19 protein-coding genes are annotated in these 22,922 nt (G+C 64.9%); 11 read left to right on the top strand and 8 right to left on the bottom strand.

Annotated features, from left to right (window positions below; translation table 11 throughout):
* Positions 1-16 precede the first annotated feature (16 nt).
* Genes JMJ54_RS15440 through JMJ54_RS15430 form a run of 3 tightly spaced genes read left to right on the top strand, consistent with a single transcriptional unit; the run spans position 17 to position 3,300 of the window.
* On the top strand, positions 17-1,504 hold the full coding sequence (locus tag JMJ54_RS15440) for a leucyl aminopeptidase (RefSeq protein WP_203539452.1): 1,488 nt from the start codon (positions 17-19) through the stop codon (positions 1,502-1,504).
* Positions 1,505-1,513: 9 nt separating this feature from the next.
* Complete coding sequence (locus JMJ54_RS15435; RefSeq protein ID WP_203539451.1) at positions 1,514-1,948, top strand: DNA polymerase III subunit chi; 435 nt, start codon at positions 1,514-1,516, stop codon at positions 1,946-1,948.
* On the top strand, positions 1,945-3,300 hold the full coding sequence (locus tag JMJ54_RS15430; RefSeq protein ID WP_203539450.1) for a hypothetical protein: 1,356 nt from the start codon (positions 1,945-1,947) through the stop codon (positions 3,298-3,300). Before JMJ54_RS15435 ends, JMJ54_RS15430 begins: the two co-directional genes overlap by 4 nt.
* 25 nt (positions 3,301-3,325) lie before the next feature.
* On the opposite strand, the gene JMJ54_RS15425 is transcribed toward JMJ54_RS15430, so the two are convergent.
* The 5 genes from JMJ54_RS15425 to tkt form a co-directional block, all read right to left on the bottom strand.
* Positions 3,326-4,027 carry an energy transducer TonB gene (locus JMJ54_RS15425; RefSeq protein ID WP_203539449.1) on the bottom strand — a complete coding sequence of 234 codons (702 nt, stop codon included), beginning with the start codon at positions 4,025-4,027 and terminating at the stop codon, positions 3,326-3,328.
* Positions 4,027-5,478 (bottom strand): PepSY domain-containing protein, encoded by a 1,452-nt coding sequence (locus JMJ54_RS15420; protein ID WP_203539448.1) that lies wholly within the window; start codon positions 5,476-5,478, stop codon positions 4,027-4,029. The genes JMJ54_RS15425 and JMJ54_RS15420 overlap by 1 nt, the downstream gene beginning before the upstream one ends.
* Before the next feature lie 44 nt (positions 5,479-5,522).
* Complete coding sequence (locus JMJ54_RS15415) at positions 5,523-7,619, bottom strand: TonB-dependent receptor (protein WP_203539447.1); 2,097 nt, start codon at positions 7,617-7,619, stop codon at positions 5,523-5,525.
* A gap of 89 nt (positions 7,620-7,708) precedes the next feature.
* On the bottom strand, positions 7,709-8,083 hold the full coding sequence (locus JMJ54_RS15410) for a DUF2946 family protein (RefSeq protein WP_203539446.1): 375 nt from the start codon (positions 8,081-8,083) through the stop codon (positions 7,709-7,711).
* 133 nt (positions 8,084-8,216) lie between these two features.
* Positions 8,217-10,217, bottom strand: coding sequence for a transketolase (gene tkt, locus JMJ54_RS15405; protein ID WP_203539445.1), 2,001 nt, complete (start codon positions 10,215-10,217; stop codon positions 8,217-8,219).
* A gap of 417 nt (positions 10,218-10,634) precedes the next feature.
* Here tkt and gpmA point away from each other — a divergent pair, with 417 nt between their 5' ends.
* The gene (gene gpmA / locus JMJ54_RS15400) at positions 10,635-11,321 is read left to right on the top strand and encodes a 2,3-diphosphoglycerate-dependent phosphoglycerate mutase (protein ID WP_203539444.1); all 687 of its coding nucleotides are present in this window, start codon (positions 10,635-10,637) and stop codon (positions 11,319-11,321) included.
* On the opposite strand, the gene JMJ54_RS15395 is transcribed toward gpmA, so the two are convergent.
* The 3 genes from JMJ54_RS15395 to JMJ54_RS15385 form a co-directional block, all read right to left on the bottom strand.
* The gene (locus JMJ54_RS15395) at positions 11,322-13,025 is read right to left on the bottom strand and encodes a PHA/PHB synthase family protein (RefSeq protein ID WP_203539443.1); all 1,704 of its coding nucleotides are present in this window, start codon (positions 13,023-13,025) and stop codon (positions 11,322-11,324) included.
* 71 nt (positions 13,026-13,096) lie between these two features.
* Positions 13,097-13,804: an N-acetylmuramate alpha-1-phosphate uridylyltransferase MurU gene (gene murU, locus JMJ54_RS15390; RefSeq protein WP_203539442.1), complete on the bottom strand. Its 708-nt coding sequence runs from the start codon at positions 13,802-13,804 to the stop codon at positions 13,097-13,099.
* Positions 13,805-13,817: 13 nt separating this feature from the next.
* A complete protein-coding gene (locus tag JMJ54_RS15385) occupies positions 13,818-14,813 on the bottom strand; it encodes an aminoglycoside phosphotransferase family protein (protein WP_203539441.1) in 996 nt (331 codons plus the stop codon).
* 59 nt (positions 14,814-14,872) lie between these two features.
* On the opposite strand from JMJ54_RS15385, the gene JMJ54_RS15380 reads away from it, so the two are divergent.
* The 7 genes from JMJ54_RS15380 to JMJ54_RS15350 all read left to right on the top strand — a co-directional run bounded on the left by JMJ54_RS15380 (position 14,873) and on the right by JMJ54_RS15350 (position 22,921).
* Complete coding sequence (locus JMJ54_RS15380; RefSeq protein WP_203539440.1) at positions 14,873-17,080, top strand: LPS-assembly protein LptD; 2,208 nt, start codon at positions 14,873-14,875, stop codon at positions 17,078-17,080.
* A gap of 8 nt (positions 17,081-17,088) precedes the next feature.
* Positions 17,089-18,381 carry a peptidylprolyl isomerase gene (locus JMJ54_RS15375; RefSeq protein ID WP_203539439.1) on the top strand — a complete coding sequence of 431 codons (1,293 nt, stop codon included), beginning with the start codon at positions 17,089-17,091 and terminating at the stop codon, positions 18,379-18,381.
* Positions 18,381-19,358 (top strand): 4-hydroxythreonine-4-phosphate dehydrogenase PdxA, encoded by a 978-nt coding sequence (gene pdxA, locus JMJ54_RS15370; RefSeq protein WP_203539438.1) that lies wholly within the window; start codon positions 18,381-18,383, stop codon positions 19,356-19,358. The genes JMJ54_RS15375 and pdxA overlap by 1 nt, the downstream gene beginning before the upstream one ends.
* A 24-nt stretch (positions 19,359-19,382) precedes the next feature.
* Positions 19,383-20,171, top strand: a complete 789-nt coding sequence (gene rsmA / locus JMJ54_RS15365) for a 16S rRNA (adenine(1518)-N(6)/adenine(1519)-N(6))-dimethyltransferase RsmA (RefSeq protein ID WP_203539437.1) — start codon at positions 19,383-19,385, stop codon at positions 20,169-20,171.
* Between the two features lie 99 nt (positions 20,172-20,270).
* Positions 20,271-21,011, top strand: coding sequence for an amino acid ABC transporter ATP-binding protein (locus tag JMJ54_RS15360; protein ID WP_203539436.1), 741 nt, complete (start codon positions 20,271-20,273; stop codon positions 21,009-21,011).
* A 152-nt stretch (positions 21,012-21,163) separates the two neighbouring features.
* Positions 21,164-22,063, top strand: coding sequence for a glutamate/aspartate ABC transporter substrate-binding protein (locus JMJ54_RS15355; protein WP_203539435.1), 900 nt, complete (start codon positions 21,164-21,166; stop codon positions 22,061-22,063).
* A gap of 111 nt (positions 22,064-22,174) precedes the next feature.
* Positions 22,175-22,921, top strand: a complete 747-nt coding sequence (locus JMJ54_RS15350) for an amino acid ABC transporter permease (RefSeq protein ID WP_203539434.1) — start codon at positions 22,175-22,177, stop codon at positions 22,919-22,921.
* Position 22,922: the final 1 nt, after the last annotated feature.

Here is a 22,922-nt window from a genome sequence, read left to right as displayed (position 1 = left end):
CCAATGGAGATCCGCCATGGAGTTTAGCATCAATCTTACCGCCCCCGAAAAAGCCGCCGCCGACTGCCTGGTGCTGCCGCTTGCGGGCGCCAAACTCCCTGCTTCGCTGGCCAAGCTCGACGAGCGAGCCGGCGGCTGGCTGACGCAACTGGCCGGCAGCGCCGAATTCGGCGACAAGGCCGGCAGCCTGCTGGCTGGCTATCTGCCGATCGACAACCAGCCGCAAAAAGTACTGCTGCTGCAGCTGGGCAAGGACGCCAACGTCACCACGCTGCGCAAATCCTTCGAAGCCCTGGCGCGCACGCTGGTCCAGGGCAAATCGGCCAGTGCGGCCATCGCGCTGCCTGCACTGAAGGGTATTGCAAGCGACGACGTCGCCGCGACGATCGCGCAGGCGATCACCTTCGAATCCTACCGTTTCACCCAGTTCAAATCCGAGCCGGAACCGGCACCGGTTCTGGCCAGCATTGCACTCCTGCTCGGCAAGAAGGGCGAACAGAAAGGCGCCGAAGAAGGTCTGGCGCGCGGCCTGGCCATCGGTCACGGCATGAATCTGACCCGCGACCTCGGCAACCTGCCCGGCAATGTCTGCACGCCGACCCGGCTGGCCGACGAAGCCGCGCTGCTGGCTGAGCGTTTCCACCTGAAGCTGACGGTGCTCGAAGAGGCCGACATGGATGCCCTCGGCATGGGCTCGCTGCTGTCGGTCGCCAAGGGCTCGACCCAGCCGCCGAAGCTGATCGTGCTCGAGTACTTCGGTGCCGGCGACGGCAAGAAAGCCGCCAGGCCGGCCGTGCTGGTCGGCAAGGGCATCACCTTCGACTCGGGCGGCATTTCGCTCAAGCCCGGCGAAGGCATGGATGAAATGAAGTACGACATGTGCGGCGCCGCCACCGTGCTCGGCACGCTGCGCGCGGTGTGCGAACTGGCGCTGCCGGTCAACGTGATCGGCGTGATTCCGACCTGCGAGAACATGCCCGCCGGCAATGCCGTCAAGCCGGGCGACGTCGTCCGTTCGATGTCGGGCCAGACGATCGAAATCCTCAACACCGATGCCGAAGGCCGGCTGATCCTCTGCGATGCGCTGACCTATGTCGCCAAGTTCGACCCGGATGTCGTCGTCGACATTGCCACGCTGACTGGCGCCTGCATCATTGCGCTCGGCCACCATACCTCCGGGCTGTTCGCCAACGACGATGCGCTCGCCGACGCGCTCTACGCCGCCGGCCAGCACACCGGCGACAAAGCATGGCGCCTGCCGATCTGGGACGAGTACCAAGAGCAGCTGAAGTCGAACTTCGCCGACATGGCCAATATCGGCGGCCGCCCGGCCGGCTCGATCACCGCGGCAGCCTTCTTGGCGCGCTTTACCAGAGACTACCGCTGGGCCCACCTCGATATCGCCGGCACCGCATGGAAATCCGGCGCGGCCAAGGGCGCGACCGGCCGGCCCGTGCCGCTGCTGGTCGAGTTCCTGCGCCAGCGCGTCGCGAAGAAAAAGTAAGGAAAGCCGGTGGCGCAGGTCACGTTCTACTTCAATGTCCGCAGCCGCGAGCAGGCCCTGTGCCAGCTCGTCGGCAAGGCCATGGCGCAAAAGCTGTCGATCAGCGTGCTCGCCGCCAGCGAGTCGGCGGCCTACGCACTCGACCGCCTGCTGTGGGAACTGCCGCAGACCGGTTTCCTGCCGCATTGCGCCGCCGACCACCCGGACGCCGGCCGCACACCGATCCTCGTCGACCATCGCGTCGAGCTGATGCCGGCGCGTGACGCGCTGTTCAACTGGACCGACGGCGTACCCGGCGGACTGGCGCAGTACACCCGGGTGATCGAGATCGTCGATCAGTCCGACGAAGCCCGCAGCGCCGCGCGCGCGCGCTGGCGTGCCTACCTGGCACATGGCATCACCCCCGAGGGCATCGACCTTCTCGAACTGGCAGCCCAGCGATGAACGACACCGACGACAGCGTCAGCCCCCTGTTCGACAAGATGGACGCGCTGCTGGCCCGCCACCGTGGCGAGCCGCCGCGCGACGACGACATTCCGGTGCTGACCGTCGAAGCCACGGCGCACGACGACGACATTCCGGTGCTGACCGACGAAGCCGGCGCCGCCGAACCGGTGCTGATGTTCGATCCGGAAGAATTCTTTACCCCTCCGCCCCCGCCTGCCCCGACCGCTACCGTGGTCGCCGCAACGCCAGTGCCGGCCCCCGCCAGCCCGGCGCCGGGGGAGTTTCTGGATCTGCCGCTGCTCGATCTCGACGCGCTGGTGTCGCCCTACCCTGAAAGCATCGACAACGACTGGCTGCCACCGCTGCCTGAAGTCTCCGAAGCCGTGGAGTCCGGCGTCATCACGCCGGCCGGACTGGGCTGGGACGACGAAACCGTCAGAATCAGCGACCTCGCCGAGCCCGCCCAGGCCGATGCCATCGTCTTCTCCCCCGCGCCCGAGGCACCGCTCCCGCTGCAGGACGACGACACGGTGCCGGCTGAAAGCCCTGCCCCGCTGACCGAGGACGCCGTCGAGCCGACGCTTGAGGCTGAGGCTGAGGCTGAGGCTGAGGCTGAGGCTGAGGCTGAGGCTGAGGCTGAGGCTGAGGCTGAGGCTGAGGCTGAGGCTGAGGCTGAGGCTGAGGCTGAGGCTGAGGCTGAGGCTGAGGCTGAGGCAACGATGATCGCCGATGCGGTGACCGATGCAAGCGATGGCCTGCACGAATTGCGCTGGCACGGTGATCACGCCGACGTTGCGCCGGAAGCCGTCGAAGCCGAGTCACTCGTGCCGGAACCGGCAGAGCCCGAAACCACCGAATTCGAAACCGGCTCCGAGAACGGCATCGGGCCGGTCGTCGAAACGCACGCGGCCGTCACGCATGCGGTCTGGTCCGCCGGGCCGAATACGCTGCAGGTGGCCGACCCCGCCGATGACGACATCTGGATCATCGATCTCGATGCACTGGACGCCGCCCCGCCCATGCCGTCTACCGCACCGGCCAGCCTGCAGGCGGCAACGGCCGCTGCCGAACCCGCACTGGCGGCGCCACCATTGCCGACGCCCCCGCCGGTCGATGCCGACACGGTGTCCGAGATTACGGCCGCTGTCGGCGCGCATCTGGCGATCGACATCGCGCTCGAGGTCGAACAGCGGGTCAAGCAGCAGATGGCGACGGTGATGAACAGCGTTTACAACGATCTGCTGCAGAGGCTGGGCCACGACATCGCCAGCGAACTCGAAGCCCAGCTGGCACCGAAAATCAGCGCACTGGTCCAGGACGAACTGCGTCGCAAGCGACTGCTGGATTGAACTCCGGCCATGCCGGCCTGCGGAGCTAGTCGTCCAGACGGAAAACGATCGGCACGTTGACGTCGGCGTCCACCGGCGTATCGCCACGGCGTGCCGGTGCAAAGCGCCAGCGCTCGGCCACGGTCTTGCGCGCGGCTTCGTCGAGCCGGGCAAAGCCGCTCGTGTGCAGTACGCTGACGGCCTGCGGCCGGCCGCTCTGGTCGACACGCACCTTGAGCACCACCTTGCCGACCTCGCCGCGCTGGCGTGAAGCCAGCGGCATCTCCGGCGCCGGATTGGCGAGGTAACCGGGCCAGCTCGGCGCCACATCCACACCGCCTGCCGCCCCGTGATCCGGCGCCGACAGATTGGCTCCGCTGGCGGCTTCGGCCCGTGCCTGTTCCTCCGCTGCCCGAACCGGACTACTCGGCATCACCGCTGCCTCGACCGGCCTCGCCGTATCCGAGTGTCGTCGAGCCGCTGCAGTCACGGGTGCTGCCGTGTTCTGCGGAGCAGATTTGGGCGACGCCGAGCGGGCCGGTACCGGTGGATGCCGGCCAGCAGGTGGCGCAGGGTGACTTGGCGCCGGCTGCGGGTTGGTCGCGGCGATGCCCGGCCCGACCTGCAGGCGGACGGTCAGTACCTGCTCCGGCGGTGACGATGGCGGCACGCCACGACCGAGCCAGCCGCCCCCGAGCACGGCCGCGTGGCCGGCCAGCGACAGCAACACGGCGTGGCGCAAGTGCATTAGCGCGCCCTGTGCCGTCGCCACCACAGCGTCAGGCCGAGTGCGGCGGCGGCGACATTGGCGGCAGCAAAGCCGGCAAGGATGACATCACGCGGCGTCTTGCCGAGACCGTCGAGCCAGTGCCATTTGTGCAGATAGGCGAACACGTATCCTTCCAGTCGATCGCGATCGTCGATGCGCGCCGAAAACGCGCCGGTCGCCGGCTCGACATAGTAAGCCGGCTTGCCCGGCACGGCATAGTCGACACGATAGACCGGCAGCCGTTTCTGGAAGAAGCCGTACTCGCCACCGAACTGCGTCACCAGCGACACGGTCGCTGCCTGCCCCGCTGGTGCGCCGGCGCGCTCGGCCAGCGCCAGTGCGTGCTGCTGCGCCAGATCGGTCTCGGCCTGACCATTCCAGTAGCGTGGCAGCGCATCGGCGTCAGCCGCGTGGTGATGCTGGTGTTCGCCGCCGCCACTGGCGCCCGGCTGCGCAGCAGCGACCAGCCAGCCGCTGTGCTCGCCGAACCGGACCGCGCTCAGTCGCTGCGCACCGTCCGGCACCACGGCCAGCGCCGGAATCGCGGTCAGCAACGGCGCAGGCTGGGCCGGCGCCTGGGCGCGCGAGAAGTACAGGTGGATCAGCCCGCTGCCGACCAGCAGCATGCCGGCCACGCCCACCGCCGTGCCCAGCCCGCGATGCCAGCGCCGCAGGCGAGGCTGTCCCGGCTTGAGCGTCGCGGCGCGCTGGCGCACCAGCCACAGCACCAGGCCGCCGGCCATCGTCAGCAGCCCGCAGCCCAGCAGCACGGCGATCCCGGTCAGCTTGACGGGCTCGCTTGCCCACGCCCAGCTGTGCAGCAGCACGAAAGCCCCCATCAGCACGCGCTTGCGGTCGTCGGTCAGCGTCGACAAGCGGGCTTCGCCGGTATCGACGAAGGCGGTCAGACCGTCATCGCGCGCGAACTCGACCCGCCAGACCGGCAGGATCTTGTTCATCGCCGGGTAATCGCCGCCGAAGGTGCTGACCGGCGTGATCCGCGCGACCGGGCCGGATGCATCCCCGGCAAAGGCCCGCGCCAAGCGTTCGGCCTCGACCCGGTCGGCATCAACGATCTCGCGGCCGGTCCGTGCGTCGGCCCAATGCCGCAGCCGGCCATCGCCGGTCAGCCATTGCCATGCGGGACGGCCGGCGAACATCATCAGTTTCAGCTCGCGCACCGGTCCGGTCAGCGCCGGCTGCACCGGCACGAATCCGGCCGGCAAGGTCGCCGCCGGCGCAGGGCGCTGCGGTTGCGGCGACAGCGCCGACATGATCGGATGCATCACGCCGGACAAGCCCCACAGCAACACGGCGACACCGGCCGGCAACGCCAGCCGACGGTGCCAGCGGGTCAGCACGCCGACAAGCCGGCCGGTCCCGAGCGCCTGCAGCGCGACGAAGCCCGCTTGCCGGTGTGGTGGCGTCACCGGCTTGGGCCGGCGCCGGCGCAAGTATCGAAAGAAGCCGCCGCTCATTTCGCCACCTCGCCGCCAAAGGCATAGCGTACGCCGACCAGCGCGGTGCGCGGCGCGCCCGGCGTATAGGTGTCCTGCGCATCCGGGCTGTAGACGCCGGTGCCGCTATAGGTCGACGATGCCGACTCGGCATAGTGCCGGTCGGTCAGGTTGATCACGCTTGCCCACGCCTCCCAGCCACGGGCGAAGCCCCAGTTGGCGCGCAGGTTCAGCAGCGTATGGCCGTCGTAGCGCACGGTATTGGCGTCGTTCATCCAGTACGGACCGACATACTGGACCTCGAGCGCGAGCCTCGCCTTTTCGACCGGCAGCCAAGCCAGCGCGGCGTTGCCGAACCAGTTCGGCGCCTGCGCCATCGTCTTGCCGGCGTAGTTGAGCTGCGGTGTCGCCTGGTAGTCGCGGTACTCGTGCTGCGCGTAGCTGCCCGACAGCCGCCATTGCCACACCTCGGCCAGCGCGCCGTTCAGGCCCAGCTCGACGCCGCGATGCCGGGTCCTGCCGGCGTTGCGCGGTTCGGACTTGCCCGGCTGGCTGCTGTAATTGACGATCTCGTCGTCGCCGTCGAGCTGGTACAGCGCCAGTTCCAGCGACGTTTTGTACGGCAACTGCGCGCGCAGGCCGATCTCGACGTTGTTGTACGTCGCCGGCTTCAGGTCCGGCACCGCCAGCGACGAGAACAGCTGGCCGACTTCGGGTGGCGTGAAGCCTTGGCTGTAGCTGGCGTAGGTGCTGACGCTATCACTCGTCTGCCAGGTCAGCCCGAGCTTGGGCGAGGTGTGCGAGAAGGTCTGTTCCTGGCTCGGTGCGCCGGTGGTCGCACTCGGGCTCAGGTTGTTGCTGTAGTCGTAGCCGACGCGGTCCCAGCGCAAGCCGGCCGTTGCACGCCACGCACGGCTGATCGCCCATTGCGCTTCGCCGTACACGGCGGCGTTGCTCAGGTCGACGTGGTAATCACGGCGCCGTGTCGTCTCCCGGTAGCTCAGGTAGCGGCCGGAGGCCGGATCACGCTGCACGGCGAGGTTCCACTCGCCCTGATCGTTCGGACTTTCCTCGAGCGTCGCGCCGCCGATCAGCCGCAGCGGCCCCCAGTCCTGCCGGTGACGCGTGTCGATCCCGACCGAGCTGAAGAAGTTCTCGGTCGTCCGCCCCGATGCGCTGGCCGGACCGGTGTTGAAGATCAGATAGCTCGGCAGCTGGTCGGTATTGTTGTGCCGCCAGTAGACGCTGGTCGTCGTCTCGCCACCCTCGTTCCAGTTGCCGATCAGCTGCGCGTACGCCCGCATAGCTTCGACGTTGCGGTAGGTGAAGCTCTGGTAGCTGAAGCCGGGGCGGCTGTTGTAGTCGCTCGGGTTCAGGCTGCCCGGCATGTCGGTGTCGAGCTTGTTGTAGCTGAACAGCGTTTTCAGATACGCGACGTCCGACAGCGTCAGGTCGCTGCGCAGGGTCAGCGAGGTCTTGTCGGCATCGCTGTAGTCCTGCCAGCCGTCGCGCTGCCAGCTGCGGTAGCCGCTCAGGCGGCTGGCGAGTACATCGTTGCCGCCGGTGACTTCGGCATCGACACGGCTGTAGCCCTGGTTCGAGCCGCGCAATGCGATGTCGCCGCCGAGGGTACTGCTCGGTGCACGGCTGATGAAGTTGACCGCGCCGCCGACGGCGTTGCTGCCGTACAGGCTCGACGCCGGGCCGCGCATCACCTCGATGCTGTCCTCGCCGTCGAGGTTGATCTCGTAGGTGGCGTTGTGGTTGAACACGCCGACCGGGCGGATCGGAATCCCGTCCTCGAGATACTGGTACAGCGGCCGGGTCGAGATCGGCTGGCGGATCGCCATGCTGTGCTGCTCGTTGCCCAGATCGGGCATCAGCACCCCGGGTACGGTGTCGAGCACCTGACTGATCGACGTCGGCTTGGCGTCGGCAATGGCTTTCGCGTCGACCTTGCCGATCGCGGCGGCGGTTTCCTTCAGCGGTGTCGCTTCACGCGAACCGGAGACGACGACCTCGTCGAGCAACGGGGTGTCGTTGGCATAGACGAACGCCGACGCAACCGCGACGGCAAGCGCACAGCGGCGCGCCAGTGTGTGTGGCTGTTTCATGCAGGCTCCAGCACCGCGCACGTGCGCGGCAGCCGGCCGCGCGCAATGGCGGGCCGGCGATTCGTTGTTCTAGGTGTGGGGGAAACGAATCAGAGCAGGGAGGGCGGGGCCCGCGGCGCATGCGCCCAGACGCGGCGTGCCGGTGCCGGCCACAGCGTCGCGACGAGTTGCGGCGTGACCGAAATCAGCGCGACCAGCGGCAGCGTGAAAGTCGGTACCGGCGGCGGCAAGGCCTGCGCCGCCATGATCGCGCAAACCGGGCAAGCGGTGGCAGACTTGACCGGCTGGTCCTTGCCACCAATCACGACCTGACGGATCTCGCCGCCCGGTGCGCACAGCGCCACGGTGACCGCACCGCTCGCCATCGCCCCCGCGTGCACGAACGGCAGCGCGAGCTGCAACACCAGCGCAATCAGCGCCGGCACACGGCCGAGTCGGAGGAAGCGGTTGAGCGAGAAGGACACGATGATGCCGGCAGAATGACCGGGCGATTCTAGGTGGGCCCTCTCCGGCCCACAAGCGCCACCCGGCACGCACGAACGGCAGGCAACAAAAACGGGCCCCGAGGGGCCCGTTGTCGACGGCAGCAGTGAACGCTTACTTCACCAGTGCCTTGGCACGCGCGACGACATTGTCGACGGTGAAGCCGAACAGCTTGAACAGCTCGCCGGCCGGAGCCGATTCGCCGAAGCGGTCCAGACCGATCACGTCGCCTTCGAGGCCGACATACTTGCGCCAGCCGTCGGTGACACCGGCTTCGACCGCCAGACGCGGCACGCCGGCCGGCAGCACCGATGCCTGGTAGGCCTTGTCCTGCTTGTCGAACACATTGGTCGACGGCATCGACACGACGCGGGCGGCAATGCCTTCGGCCGCGAGCTTCTCGGCAGCCTTGACGATCAGGTCGAGCTCGGAGCCGGTCGCAATCAGCACGACCTTGGCATCGGCCGCGTCACGCAACACGTAACCGCCCTTCTTGATGTCGGCGATCTGCGCTTCGGTCCGCGTCTGGAACTGCAGGTTCTGGCGGGTGAAGATCAGCGTCGACGGGGTTTGCTTCTGCTCGATCGCATCGGCCCAGGCCACCAGCGTTTCGATGGTGTCGGCCGGACGCCAGACGTTCATGTTCGGGATCAGGCGCAGCGTTGCGGTCTGCTCGACGGCCTGGTGGGTCGGGCCGTCTTCGCCGAGGCCGATCGAATCGTGGGTGAACACGAACAGCGTCGGGATCTTCATCAGCGCGGCCATGCGCAGCGCGTTGCGTGCGTATTCGCTGAACATCAGGAAGGTTGCGCCGTACGGACGCCAGCCGCCGTGCAGCTGGATGCCGTTCATGATCGCGCTCATGCCGAATTCGCGCACGCCGTAGCTGATGTGGTCGCCGACGAGTTCGTTGCCTTCACGGCGCAGTGGCGTACTGCCCTTCCAGTTGGTCAGGTTCGAACCGGTCAGGTCGGCCGAGCCGCCGAGCATTTCCGGCACGTTCGGTACATAGGCCGACAGGGCGTTCTGGCTGGCCTTGCGGGTGGCGATGGTTTCGGCCTTGGTGTTGGCTTCGGCGATCGCGTCGGCAACGACCTTGTTCCAGTTTGCCGGCAGCTCGCCCGCGTTGCGGCGCTTGAACTCGGCAGCCAGCGCCGGATGCGCCGCTTCGTACTTGGCGAACAGCGTGTTCCACTCTGCTTCCCAGGCTGCGCCGGCTTCCTTCTTGTCCCAACCGGCGTACACGTCGGCCGGTACTTCGAACGGGCCGTAATTCCAGCCGATGGCCGCACGGGTCGCAGCGATTTCGGCATCGCCCAGCGGTGCGCCGTGCGAATCATGGCTGTCGGCCTTGTTCGGCGAACCCTTGCCGATGATGGTCTTGCAGCAGATCAGCGTCGGCTTGTCGGTGACGGCCTTGGCGGCGTCGATCGCCTTGCGCACGGCTTCGACATCGTGGCCGTCGATCGGGCGGATCACGTGCCAGCCGTAGGCTTCGAAACGGCCCGGGGTGTCATCGGTGAACCAGCCTTCGACGTGGCCGTCGATCGAGATGCCGTTGTCGTCCCAGAAGGCGATCAGCTTGCCAAGGCCCCATGTACCGGCCAGCGCAGCGGCTTCGTGGCTGATGCCTTCCATCAGGCAACCGTCGCCGAGGAAGCAGTAGGTGTGATGGTCGACGATGTCGAGGCCCGGCTTGTTGAATTCGCGCGCCAGCAGCTTTTCGGCCAGCGCGAAACCGACGGCATTGGTGATGCCCTGGCCCAACGGACCGGTGGTGGTTTCGACGCCGACGGTGTAGCCGTACTCCGGGTGGCCCGGGGTCTTGCTGTGCAGCTGGCGGAAGTTCTTCAGGTCGTCGATCGACACGTCGTAGCCGGTCAGGTGCAGCAGCGCGTACTGCAGCATCGAGCCATGGCCGTTGGAGAGGATGAAACGATCACGGTTGGCCCAGTCCGGATTCCGCGGATTGAAGCGCATTTCGCCTTCGCCCCACAGCGCCAGCGCGATTTCGGCCATGCCCATCGGCATGCCGGGGTGACCGGAATTGGCTTTCTGCACGGCATCCATCGCAAGAGCGCGAATGGCATTGGCAAGTTCGGCGCGGTTGGCCATGAGGTACATCCTCCGCAAACAATTCGATTCAAAGGGAAAACGGCATACAGCGGTTCGCAGCATTATCCCCGACGCATACATGCCGGGACAACCGGAATCGGGTTAGGTTTTACCGCAACCCCCGCAAGATGACGTTGCGCCAGCGCAAAGCCGGCTGGCGCATGGTGCGTACGCTACTCCATAGCGAGCGGCTATGTTGGTAGAAGGGAAAAATCACTTCCACAAGTGAAAATGATTCTCAATAATGAATTGTATCGCAACACTTGATGTCGCCGCCGCCTGACCGTCGGCGACCGCCGGGAGGTCCACATGTCTGCCCACGTACTGCGCCGCCGTCTGCGTTACGGTCTCGGGGGGCTGATCTGGCTCGGCGCCCTGCTCGCGCTTACCCTCTGAACGCTCATTCCGGAGCTGCCCATGTCCACGCTGATCCTGATCCGCCACGGCGAATCGACCTGGAACAAAGAAAATCGCTTTACCGGCTGGCACGACGTCGACCTGACCGAACTCGGTGCCGAGCAGGCGCGCGACGCCGGCCGCAAGCTGCGCGACGCCGGCATTCACCCCGACCTGGCATTCACCTCGGTCCTGAAGCGCGCGATCCGCACACTGTGGCTGGCGCTCGACGAAATGGACCGGATGTGGCTGCCGACCGAAAAGGACTGGCGCCTGAACGAGCGCCACTACGGCGGGCTGACCGGACTGAACAAGGCCGAAACCGCCGAGAAGCACGGCGACGAGCAGGTGAAGATCTGGCGCCGCAGCTACGACGTGCCGCCACCGGCACTGGACCACGATGACGAGCGGGTCGGCCGTGGCGATCCGAAGTTCGCGGCGATCCCGGATGCCGAACTGCCGCTGACCGAATCGCTGAAGGACACGATCGCCCGGGTGATGCCCTACTGGTTCGATGCCATCGCCCCGGCACTGCAATCGGGCCGCACTGTGCTGATTTCGGCACACGGCAACTCGCTGCGCGGGCTCATCAAGCACCTCGAAGGGATTTCCAACGACGCCATCGTCGGTGTCGAGATTCCCAACGGCGAACCCATCGTCTACACGCTCGACGACAGCCTCAGGGTCGTCGCCAAGCGCACGCTCTGATCACTCGAGCACGTAAGTCCCCGGCGCCGGCCCCAGATCGGCCCCGGCGACCGGCGGTTTGACGTCCTTGCCCGAGCGCGGCTGCAGCCACTCGACCCAGCTCGGCCACCACGACCCGGCCACCGGTGTCTGACGCGCCAGCCACGCTTCGGCACCCTCGCCGCGTTGCGCCTCGCCCTGCCAGTAGCTGCGTTTCGAATCGGGCCGCGGCGGGTTGACGATGCCGAGGATGTGACCCGAACTCGACAGCGTGAACGTCACCGAGCCGCGTGCCTTGCCGGTCAGCGCCCACGTCTGCTGCCACGGCGCGATGTGGTCTTCCTGCGTGCCGACCATGAACAGCGGCGTTTCGATCCGGGACAGGTCGATCGGCTCGCCGGCGATCGTCAGCGCATCGGGCTGGATCAGCTTGTTGTGGACATAGAACTCGCGCAGATAATAGCTGTGCATTTTCTGCGGCATCCGCGTCGTGTCCATGTTCCAGTACAACACGTCGAACGCCGTCGGCGTTTCGCCGAGCAGGTAGCTGCTGACCCAGTAGTTCCAGATCAGGCTGTTCGGCCGCAGCATCCGGAAGCTCGACGCCATTTCCTTGCCGTCGAGATAGCCTTTGCGCGCCATCACGCTTTCTACGAACGCCAGCCCCTCGTCGTCGAGGAAGACGTCGATGTCGCCCGGTCGCGAGAAGTCGGTCAGCGTGGTCAGGAAGGTCGCGCTGGCGATCTTGTCGGCCTCGCCCCGCTTCGCCAGCCAGGCGAGGTAGATCGCCGTCAGTGTACCGCCGATGCAGTAGCCGGCCAGATGCACCTGCTTGCTTCCCGATGCTTCGCGGGCGACGTCGACGAGGGTCGCGATGCCGTCGGTGACGTAGTCGTCGAAGCCGACATTGCGCTCGTCGCCCCCCGGGTTCTTCCAGCTGGTGACGAACACCGTATAGCCCTGCTCGACCAGATAGCGGACGAGGCTCTTTCGGGCATCGAGGTCGAGCACGTAATACTTGTTGATCCACGGCGCGACGATGACGATCGGCACGGCTTTGACCTTGGGCGTCGCCGGCGTGTACTGGATGACCTCGAGCAGCCGGCTGCGATGGACGATGGTGCCCGGCGTCGTCGCGAGGTTTTCACCGACCTTGAATGCATCCATGTCGGTCATCGGAATGTCGCCACGGCCCGCGTCGCGGGCGAAATGCTTGTAGCCCTGCCAGGCACTGTCGCCACGGGTCAGTGCGGCCTTGGTCATCGCCACCGGGTTCAGCCAGAACCAGTTGGTCGGCGCGACGGCATTCAGCCATTGCCGCAGCCAGAATGCGCTGCGGTTGCGCTCGATGTCGGACAGGCCCGGCGTGGCGTACAGCACGTCCTGCAGCCAGCGGGTATTGAAGAGGTACCACTCCTTGACCGCATCCCATTGCGGCGAATCGGACCAGATCGGATCGGCGAAACGCGTATCGTCGGGATGGGACGGGAACAGGTCGATGTCCGGGGCGCCGGCCAGCCGGCTGATCGAATGCTGCTGCCACTGCCAGGCATCTGATCCCCACTCGACCAGCGTATCGGCCAGTTCACCCGGGTGCTGCAGCCACGCCTGCTGTGCCTTGAGCGCGGTACTTGCAAAACCGAACGGATCGAATGCCTGACGCAATGCATGCTGCAAGGCGGTGAAACGATCCGCCTGCTCGTGGAAGAATCGCTTGTCGGCCATGACGGCCCCCTGTGCGGCTACCTGAATACGCTCAGCTTACGTTGCAGTGCAACAGAACTCAATGCGCAAATTCAACCATCGTGCACGCAAGAACGCGCGATTTTCCCCGCATATTCAAGCCTTTCCACCGTGCCGACATCGAGCCACAGACCGTCGAAACGCTCCGCACCGACCTGCCGCCGCGCCATCGCCGTCAGGAAATGCGGCAGCAACGGCGACGCCTGCCCTTGCGGAACAGCGGCAAAAAATGCCGGGTGGTAAACGGCGATGCCGCAGAACGTCATCGGCGCGTCGCCCTCGTCGCAGGCCTTGGCCAGCCCGTCGGCCGCGATCGCCAGATCACGGCCGGTCGGGTAGCCGGCCTTCGGCGTCAGCACCAGATGCGCCCGGATGGCATCGTTTGCGCGCAGCCGCTCGGCCACACCGGCCAGTGCGCCGAAGTCGTAATCGGTAAATACGTCACCGTTGATCACTGCAAACGGCGCATCGCCGAGCAGCGGCAGTGCCTTGGCGATGCCGCCGGCGGTTTCCAGCGCCGAAGTTTCCGGCGAATACGCAATGCGCACGCCGTATGCAGAGCCATCGCCAAGCGCCGCCTCGATCATGCCGCCCAGCCAGGCGTGGTTGATGACCACGTCGGTGATGCCAGCTGCAGCCAGCCGCCTGAGATGCCAGCCGATCAGCGGTGTTCCGCCGACGTCGAGCAGCGGCTTGGGGCAGGTATCGGTGAGCGGACGCATCCGCTCGCCACGGCCCGCGGCCAGAATCATCGCTTTCATCGCGGCGCCTCGCTCAGAAAGTGAAGCCGACGTCGACCTGATCGCCGTGTGCCTTGACCAGCAGGCGCTTCAGGCTGCCGAGTTCGACGTAGCGTTCGCAGACCTTGTTGACGTAATGCAGCACGCGCGGAATGTCGGCCAGATAGCGGCTCTTGCCGTCGCGATGATGCAAGCGTGCGAACAGGCCGAGGACCTTCAGATGGCGCTGCAAGCCCAGCCACTCGAAGGCCTTGTAGAACTCGCCGAAATCCGCCTGGATCGGCAGCCCGGCTGCACGCGCCTTTTCCCAGTAGCGGATCGCCAGATCAAGGACGAAGGCCTCCTCCCAATCGACGTAGGCATCGCGCAGCAGCGAGACGATGTCGTAACCCAGCGGCCCATGCACGGCATCCTGAAAATCGATGACGACCAGTTTGTCGTCCTTGATCATCAGGTTGCGCGAGTGATAGTCGCGATGCATGAAGCCGGCAGGCTGGCTGGCGTTGAACGCGGCAATCAGCGCGCAACTGCGTTGCCAGCTCGCCAATGGCTCGCCGTCGAACACGACACCGAGGTGCTTCTCCAGATACCACTCGCGGCCGATTTCCATTTCGCGCTGCATGAACGCGGTATCGAACGGCGGCAGCTGCTCGCTGACCATACGGGCCTGCATCGTCACCAGCAGATCGATTGCGCGTACATACCAGGCTTTGGCCTGTGTCTCGTCCGTCAGCAGCGGCGCCAGCAGCGTCTCGCCCATGTCCTCGAGCAGGACCAAGCCCTCGTCGGGGCTGTGCGCCAGCACCTCCGGCACGCGGATGCCGGCCGACTTCAGTTCGGCCTGTCGAGCGAGAAACGGGCGGGCATCGAACAGTGCGGGGTCGGCCTGCATCACGATCAGGCTGCGATCGGGCCAGCTTGCCCGCCAGTAATGGCGCACGCTGGCATCGGAACCGCCAGAGGCAAGCGAATCGGGCGGTGTGCCGGTCGTCGCGGCCAGCCAGGTGGAAACGGAATCGGAAACGTTCATGAAATCAGAGAAAAACCGGGTAGAATTCAGCGATTCTATCAAGAGCTTCCACCGGCCGCATGACCCGCCTTCCGCCGCCGCCTTTCCGCTACTCAGCCCTCCTGCTCGCCCTGTCGTCGGCCCTGTCCTGCGCAGCCGAGAGCGCCAGCGATGCCCCCATGTATGTCGAGGCCGATCGCGTCGACGCACAGAATCAGGCCGATGGCGCCAAGACCCTCAAGGCCGAGGGCAATGTCGTCATCCAGCAGGAGAATTCGACGCTGTACTCCGAATGGGCGACCTACGACGAGGCGCAGAAGCACCTGCGCGCCGGCGATGACGTCAGGATGGAAAAGGAAGGCGACGTCCTGACCGGCAAGGGGCTCGACTATTACCTCGACTCGTCGACCGGTGAGTTGTCGGACCCCGACTACGTGGTCGGCCAGGGGCTCGGCCGCGCCGACGGCGTCAAGTTGCTGTTCGGCGGCGAGAAGCTGTATCACATCGACTCGGGCCGCTTCACCTCGTGCCCGGTCGGCAACGACGACTGGTACATCCACGCTTCAAAGCTCGACCTCGATTACATCGACAATATGGGCGTCGCCCGGAACGGCTGGATCCAGTTCAAGGGCGTGCCCGTGATGTACTCGCCGTGGATGAACTTCCCGCTGACCGGCAACCGCCAGACCGGCATGCTCACGCCGACGGTGAGCTTCGACAGCCGCAGCGGCGTCGACTTGCTGACGCCGTTCTACTGGAATATCGCGCCGAACTACGACGCGACGCTGTATCCGCACTACATGACCGAACGCGGGCTGATGCTGGGTGGCGAATTCCGCTACCTGCAGCCGAACTACTCGGGGCAGATCGGTGGCTCCTTCATCAAGGACAAGGAAACGGACACCAACCGTTCATCCTTCACCTGGTTGCACAACCAGCAGTTCACCAGCCGGCTTTCCGGCCACATCAACATCCAGTCGGTCTCCGACGACGATTACTTCAACGACTTCGGCAGCCGCGACGCCATCGCCGAACAGACCAATCTGCCACGCGAAGCCGGCCTGAACTACGCCGGCGACGGCTGGAACGCCTCCCTGCTGTGGCAGCGCTTCCAGACGCTGCAGAGCGACACCAACGCGGTCGACATTCCGTACGACCGGATGCCGGTGGTCAATTTCAGCGCAGCACCAAGCTGGATCAAGGGCGTGCAGACCTCGGTCGCGGCCGAATTCGCCGACTTCAACCATCCGACCAAGGTCAACGGCACCCGGACCTGGATCACGCCGACGGTGAAGATGCCGTTCAACACGGCCTACAGCTTCATCGTTCCCAAGATTTCGCTCGACGCGACCTACTACCAGCTGCAGGACGCCAACGGCCAGAACGACCGGACCGAAAGCCGTGTCCTGCCCATCACCAGCATCGACTCCGGGCTGTTTTTCGAGCGTGACGCCGACTGGCGCGGCAACGAGTACATCCAGACACTCGAACCAAGGCTGTTCTACGTCTACGTGCCGTACAAAGACCAGTCGATGCTGCCAAACTTCGACTCGGGCCTGACCGACCTGTCGATGACCCAGCTGTTCTCGGACAACAAGTTCGTCGGCCACGACCGGATCAACGACGCCAACGAAATCACCGCGGCGCTGACCAGCCGCATTCTCGACGCCGAGGACGGCTCGGAGCTGTTCCGCGCCACGATCGGCCAGCGTTACTACTTCACGACGCCCAAGGTGACGCTCGACAACTCGGCACCTTCGGACGCGACCAAGACCGACCTGCTGTTGTCGGTCGGCGGACAATTGTGGAAGCAGTTCAAGTACGATTACACACTGCAGTACGACGGCGTCAACAGTAGGACCAGCCGTGCCGACGCATCGCTGCAATGGGCGCCGGACGCCGCGCGGGTGATCAACCTGCGCTACACACGCAATACCAATGCGCCGATCAACTACAACAGCAACGGTGTCGCCACCACCGACGGCATTCTCGAGCAGGTCGACCTGTCGGGCCAGTGGCCGCTCGGCCGCGGCTGGTACGGGGTCGGACGCTATACCTATTCGCTGCACGACAGCCAGACCTTCGAGGCGCTCGCAGGGCTTGAGTACAACGCCGGCTGCTGGGCATTCCGGATGGCCGCGCAGCGCTACATCACCAGCGACGGCGACTACAACACCACCTACTTTGCCGTACTCGAACTCGGCGGCCTCGGCCTCGGCAGCAATCCGGTCGGCACCTTGCGCGACTCGATCCCCGGTTACTCCAGTACTTTCGATACTTTGAAGTGAACTCCACCATGAAGCTCCGTTCCCTGACCCTGGCGGCCCTGCTGCTGTCCACGCTGCTGGCGCCGCTGGCCAACGCGGCAATCGAAACCGTCGACCGCGTCATTGCCGTCGTCAATCGCGGTGTGATCACGCAGGACGAGCTGGACGACCGGATCGCGTCGGTCAAGCAGAACCTGACCAACCAGAAGATCCAGGCGCCGCCCGAGGACGTGCTCAAGCAGCAGGTCCTCGAACGGATGATCACCGACCTGCTGCAGGTCCAGTACGCCAACGCGATGGGGATCAAGGCCGACGATGCGACGCTCGACCGCGCCGTGAACCGGATCGCCGAACAGAACAAGATGAGCCTGCCGCAGTTCCGTGCCACGCTGGAAAAGCAGGGCATGACCTGGAAAGGCTTCCGCGAAGACATCCGCCGCGAAATGGTCATGGGCCGTCTGAAGGAACGTGAAATCGACTCCAAGGTCGTGATTACCGACAGCGAAGTCGACGACTACATCAAGCTCAACGCCGGCAAGACCAAGGTCGAGTACAAGCTGCAGCACATCCTGATCTCGGTGCCCGAAAACGCTTCGCCGGAACAGATCCAGCAACGCCGGCTGCGTGCGCAAACGGCGAAGCAGGAGATCATGTCGGGCGCCGATTTTTCGGCGATCGCGGCCAAGTTCTCGACCGCACCCGATGCGACCAGCGGCGGACAGCTCGGCTGGCGCCCGGCCGGCAGCCTGCCGCAAGCCTTTACCGAACTGCTCGACAAGCTGCCAGTCGGTTCGACCACCGAAATCATCCGCAGTCCCGCGGGCTTCCACCTGATGAAGCTGCTCGACAAGCGCGAGCAGAATCCGAAGGAAATCGTCACCCAGACGCATGCGCGGCATATCCTGATCAAGACCAATGAACTCGTTTCCGAGACTGATGCGCGCCAGAAGCTGGTTCAGCTGCGCGACCGCATCGTCAACGGCGGCGCCAAGTTCGAGGACATGGCCCGCGCCTACTCCGACGACACCAGCGCCAGCAAAGGCGGCGATCTCGGCTGGGTGAACCCGGGCGAAACCGTGCCGGAGTTCGAACAGGCAATGAATGCGCTGCAACCGAACCAGGTCAGCCAACCGGTGCACAGCCCGTTCGGCTATCACCTGATCCAGGTTCTCGAGCGCCGCCAGCAGGACGTCACCCAGGAACGCGAGCGCTTCCGCGTCCGCCAGGAGCTGAAGCAGCGCAAGGCCGAAGAACAGTACGAAGACTGGCTGCGGCAGCAGCGCGATCGCGCCTATGTCGACATCCGGCTGAAGGAAGAGTAATGCACCGCCTGCCGGTACTGGCGCTGACGACCGGCGAACCTGCCGGCGTCGGCCCCGAGCTTGCCGCGGCCATCTCGGGTCAATGCGGCAAGGCGCGGCTGGTGCTGCTCGGAGATCGCGCCCTGCTGGCCGAGCGCGCCGCCGCCGTCGGCGTCGATGCCGACTGGCCCGACTACCGCGCCGGCGACCAAGCACCGGTCTCGGTACTGCACCTGCCGCTGGCCGCGCCCTGCGTTGCCGGCACGCTGGATCCGGCCAACGCACGCTACGTGCTCGACCTGCTCGACCGGGCAATCGATGGCGCGCAAGCCGGCGAATTCGACGCCATCGTCACCGCGCCGCTGCACAAGGGGGTGATCAACGACGGCATCGGCGGCCCGTTTTTCTACGGCCACACCGAATATCTTGCCGAACGCACCGGCACCGAACAGGTCGTGATGATGCTGGCCGGTGGCGGTCTGCGCGTCGCACTCGCCACCACGCACCTGCCGCTCAAGGATGTCCCGGCGGCGATCACCTTTGAATCGCTGAGCAAGGCACTTCGCATTCTGCACGCCGATCTTCAAACCAAGTTCGGCCTCGCCCGGCCGCGCATCCTCGTTGCCGGGCTCAACCCGCACGCCGGCGAATCGGGCCACCTTGGCCGCGAGGAAATCGACGTCATCATTCCGGTGCTCGATGCATTGCGCGCCGAGGGCATGACGCTGATCGGACCCTTGCCGGCCGACACCCTTTTCAACCGCAAGCAGCTTGATCAGGGCGACGCCGTGCTGGCGATGTACCACGACCAGGGCCTGCCGGTGCTCAAGTTCGCCAGCTTCGGCGAAGGCATCAACATCACGCTGGGTCTGCCGGTGATCCGCACTTCGGTCGATCACGGCACCGCGCTCGATCTGGCCGGCAGCGGCCGCGCCGATCCGGGCAGCCTCGCCGCCGCGATCGACCTCGCCGCCGAGCTCTCCCGTCACCGCGGCTGATCCACGCTTTACCCGGGTTTCTCCATGTCACACATTCCACGCAAGCGCTTCGGCCAGAACTTCCTGCAGGACCAGGGCGTCATTCACGGCATCATCGCCGCGATCGATCCGCGTCCCGGCGACGTGCTGGTCGAAATCGGCCCCGGCCTCGCCGCACTGACCGAACCGCTGATGCAGCGGGCCGGCAGGCTGCACGTCGTCGAGATCGACCGGGACATCGTCAGTCACCTTTCGGCGCGTTTTTCGCCCGAACAACTGGTCATCCACAACGCCGACGCACTGAAGTTCGATTTCGCCGCACTCGCCGCCGACATCAGTCCGGACGCGACGATCCGTCTTGCCGGCAACCTGCCGTACAACATCTCGACACCGCTGCTGTTCCATCTGGCCAGTTTCGGCCCGGCCATTTCCGACATGCATTTCATGCTGCAGAAGGAAGTCGTCGACCGGATGGTCGCCGAGCCGGGCACCGCCGACTACGGCCGGCTCTCGGTGATGCTGCAGGTGCGTTTCAACATGGACAAGGTACTCGATGTCCCGCCGACCGCGTTCTACCCGCCACCGAAGGTCGACTCCAGCGTCGTGCGGATGATGCCCTGGGCCGCCAATCCGTGGCCGGTCGGCGATCTCGACGCACTGGAGAAGCTGGTCACCACCGCATTCGGCCAGCGGCGCAAGACCATCCGCAACAACCTCAAGGGCATCGCCGACGACGCGCAACTCCTCGCGGCCGGCATCGAGCCGGGCTGGCGCCCCGAGAATGTCACGGTCGGCCAGTACGTCTCACTCGCCAACCTGCTGGCCACCCGCTGAGCGGCAGCCATTGATCGCAAAAACCGAGCAATACCCTTGCCCGGTGTACGACCCCGGACTCACAATCGACCGCCTGAACCCATGACAGACAGCCCTCCCATGATCCGATTTTCCAGCGTCAACAAGTGGTACGGACGCGACCACCATGTGCTCAAGAACCTCAACCTCGAGGTCAGGCAAGGCGAAGTCGTTGTCGTTTGCGGGCCGTCCGGGTCGGGCAAATCGACGCTGATCCGTACGATCAACCAGCTCGAACCCATCAACGACGGCGAAATCAGCGTGGGCGGCATCGTCGTCAACGACCCGAAGACCGACATCAATACGCTGCGGGCCGAAGTCGGCTTCGTCTTCCAGCATTTCAATCTCTATCCGCACCTGTCGGTGCTGGACAACATCACGCTGGCGCCGATCCAGGTCAAGAAAATGAGCCGCAGCGCGGCCGAGAAGCTGGCAATGGAATTGCTCGAGCGCGTCGGCCTCGCCAACAAGCGGGACGCCTACCCGTCCAACCTGTCCGGCGGCCAGCAGCAGCGCGTGGCCATTGCCCGTGGCCTGGCAATGCAACCCAAGGTGATGCTGTTCGACGAGCCGACCTCGGCACTCGACCCGGAAATGATCGGCGAAGTGCTCGGCGTCATGCAAAAGCTCGCCGAATCCGGCATGACGATGATGGTCGTGACGCATGAAATGGGCTTCGCCCGCGAAGTCGCCGACCGGGTGCTCTTTCTCGCCGACGGCGAAATTCTCGAAGACACCACGCCGGAAGCCTTTTTCACCGCGCCGAAAACCGATCGTGCGAAGCAGTTCTTGCGACAGATCCTGTCGCCAATGCATGGCTAAAGCAGCAAAAAGCCGCCTACGGGCGGCTTTTTTCATGTTTGAAACGGGGTATCGCATCCAGGTTGTAAGCCAGGGTTTTCACCAAGCGCAGCATTCCCGAGTGCCACCTATACTCGGTTTGTGTGAAAAAACACGCTATGGAGATTTCCCACATGAAGAAACTGCTGCCGTTGTGTTTGGCCATGTCCGCCGTTTTCGCAGCCTCCGCCCAGGCCGAGGAGCTGACCGGTACGCTGAAGAAAATCAAGGAAACCGGCACCATCGTCGTCGGCCACCGCGACTCCTCGATTCCGTTCTCGTACCTCGATGCCACCCAGAAGCCGGTCGGTTATTCGATGGACCTGTCGGCCAAGATCGTCGATGCGGTGAAGAAAGAGCTGAAGATGCCGAGCCTTGTAGTCCGCTACAACCTCGTCACCTCGCAGACGCGGATTCCGCTGGTCCAGAACGGCACGGTTGACGTCGAGTGTGGCTCGACCACCAACAACCTAGAGCGCCAGAAGCAGGTTGCCTTCTCGTCGGGCATCTTCGAAATCGGTACCCGCCTGCTGGTGAAGAAGACCTCGGGCATCAAGGACTTCGCCGACCTCGCCGGCAAGAACGTCGTCACCACCGCCGGCACCACGTCCGAGCGGCTCATCAAGAAGATGAACGACGAGAAGAAGCTGAACATGAACATCATCAGCGCCAAGGACCATGGCGAGTCCTTCCTGATGCTGGAATCGGGCCGTGCCGTCGCCTTCATGATGGACGATGCGCTGCTGGCCGGCGAAATGGCCAAGGCCAAGAACCCGAACGACTGGACCATTGTCGGCAAGCCGCAATCGTACGAAATCTACGGCTGCATGCTGCGCAAGGACGACGCCCAGTTCAAGAAGCTGGTCGACACCGCGCTGACCAACACCTACAAGTCCGGCGAAATCAATACCATCTACAAGCGCTGGTTCCAGAGCCCGGTTCCGCCCAAGGGTCTGAACCTGAACTTCCCGATGAGCGACGAGCTCAAGGAACTGATCGCCAAGCCGACCGACAAGTCCGCCGAGCAAATGTAAAGCGGGTAGTACCGGAACGAAGCCGGCCGTGGCAAACCGCGGCCTGTCCGATTGAATCGAGCAGGCCAGCGGATTGCGGCCGGCTTCTTGTTTGATAGGGGGAACCCCGAGATGCATTACAATTGGGATTGGGGCGTATTTTTCCACTCCACAGGTATCGGCAGCGAAATCTACCTGGACTGGTTCATCAAGGGCCTGGGGTGGACGATCGCACTGTCGCTGGCCGGCTGGGTGATCGCTTTGCTGCTGGGTACCGTACTCGGCGTGATGCGCACGCTACCGGGCAAGATCCTGCCCAAGATTGCGGCGGTCTACGTCGAAATATTCCGCAATATTCCGCTGCTGGTGCAGCTGTTCGTCTGGTACTTCATCGTGCCCGACCTGCTGCCGCAAGGCCTGCAAACCTGGTTCAAGCAGGACCTGAACCCGGCGACCAGCGCGTTCATCAGTGTCGTCATCTGTCTGGGGCTGTTCACCGCCGCGCGCGTCTGCGAGCAGGTGCGCACCGGCATCCAGGCGCTGCCGAAAGGCCAGACCAACGCCGCCTATGCGCTGGGCCTGCGCGTACCGCAGATCTACAAGGAAGTGCTGCTGCCGCAAGCGTTCCGGATCATCATCCCGCCGCTCACCAGCGAATTCCTGAACATTTTCAAGAATTCGTCGGTTGCGTCGCTGATCGGCCTTATGGAACTGCTGGCACAAACCAAACAGACCGCCGAATTCACCGCCAACCTGTTCGAAGCATTCACGCTGGCGACGATCATCTACTTCGTGCTCAACATGGGCCTGATGCTGTTCATGCGCTGGGTTGAAAAGCGTGTGCGCGTGCCGGGACTGATCGCGCTGGGAGGCAAGTAAG

The organism is Jeongeupia naejangsanensis, assembly GCF_016865585.1.
Lineage (GTDB): Bacteria > Pseudomonadota > Gammaproteobacteria > Burkholderiales > Chitinibacteraceae > Jeongeupia > Jeongeupia naejangsanensis.
Note: the sequence above shows the minus strand (reverse complement) of the source record. Positions and strands in the feature narration are given on the sequence as shown.

Bases quoted from the DNA above. Each gene is read 5' to 3' on its own strand.
- JMJ54_RS15360 (WP_203539436.1), top strand. From the start codon at position 20,271: ATGATCCGATTTTCCAGCGTCAACAAGTGGTACGGACGCGACCACCAT.
- JMJ54_RS15385 (WP_203539441.1), bottom strand. From the start codon at position 14,813: ATGAACGTTTCCGATTCCGTTTCCACCTGGCTGGCCGCGACGACCGGC.
- JMJ54_RS15425 (WP_203539449.1), bottom strand. From the start codon at position 4,027: ATGCACTTGCGCCACGCCGTGTTGCTGTCGCTGGCCGGCCACGCGGCC.
- JMJ54_RS15415 (WP_203539447.1), bottom strand. From the start codon at position 7,619: ATGAAACAGCCACACACACTGGCGCGCCGCTGTGCGCTTGCCGTCGCG.
- JMJ54_RS15375 (WP_203539439.1), top strand. From the start codon at position 17,089: ATGAAGCTCCGTTCCCTGACCCTGGCGGCCCTGCTGCTGTCCACGCTG.
- JMJ54_RS15430 (WP_203539450.1), top strand. From the start codon at position 1,945: ATGAACGACACCGACGACAGCGTCAGCCCCCTGTTCGACAAGATGGAC.
- tkt (WP_203539445.1), bottom strand. From the start codon at position 10,217: ATGGCCAACCGCGCCGAACTTGCCAATGCCATTCGCGCTCTTGCGATG.
- JMJ54_RS15440 (WP_203539452.1), top strand. From the start codon at position 17: ATGGAGTTTAGCATCAATCTTACCGCCCCCGAAAAAGCCGCCGCCGAC.
- JMJ54_RS15380 (WP_203539440.1), top strand. From the start codon at position 14,873: ATGACCCGCCTTCCGCCGCCGCCTTTCCGCTACTCAGCCCTCCTGCTC.
- murU (WP_203539442.1), bottom strand. From the start codon at position 13,804: ATGAAAGCGATGATTCTGGCCGCGGGCCGTGGCGAGCGGATGCGTCCG.
- JMJ54_RS15395 (WP_203539443.1), bottom strand. From the start codon at position 13,025: ATGGCCGACAAGCGATTCTTCCACGAGCAGGCGGATCGTTTCACCGCC.
- gpmA (WP_203539444.1), top strand. From the start codon at position 10,635: ATGTCCACGCTGATCCTGATCCGCCACGGCGAATCGACCTGGAACAAA.
- rsmA (WP_203539437.1), top strand. From the start codon at position 19,383: ATGTCACACATTCCACGCAAGCGCTTCGGCCAGAACTTCCTGCAGGAC.
- JMJ54_RS15350 (WP_203539434.1), top strand. From the start codon at position 22,175: ATGCATTACAATTGGGATTGGGGCGTATTTTTCCACTCCACAGGTATC.
- pdxA (WP_203539438.1), top strand. From the start codon at position 18,381: ATGCACCGCCTGCCGGTACTGGCGCTGACGACCGGCGAACCTGCCGGC.
- JMJ54_RS15355 (WP_203539435.1), top strand. From the start codon at position 21,164: ATGAAGAAACTGCTGCCGTTGTGTTTGGCCATGTCCGCCGTTTTCGCA.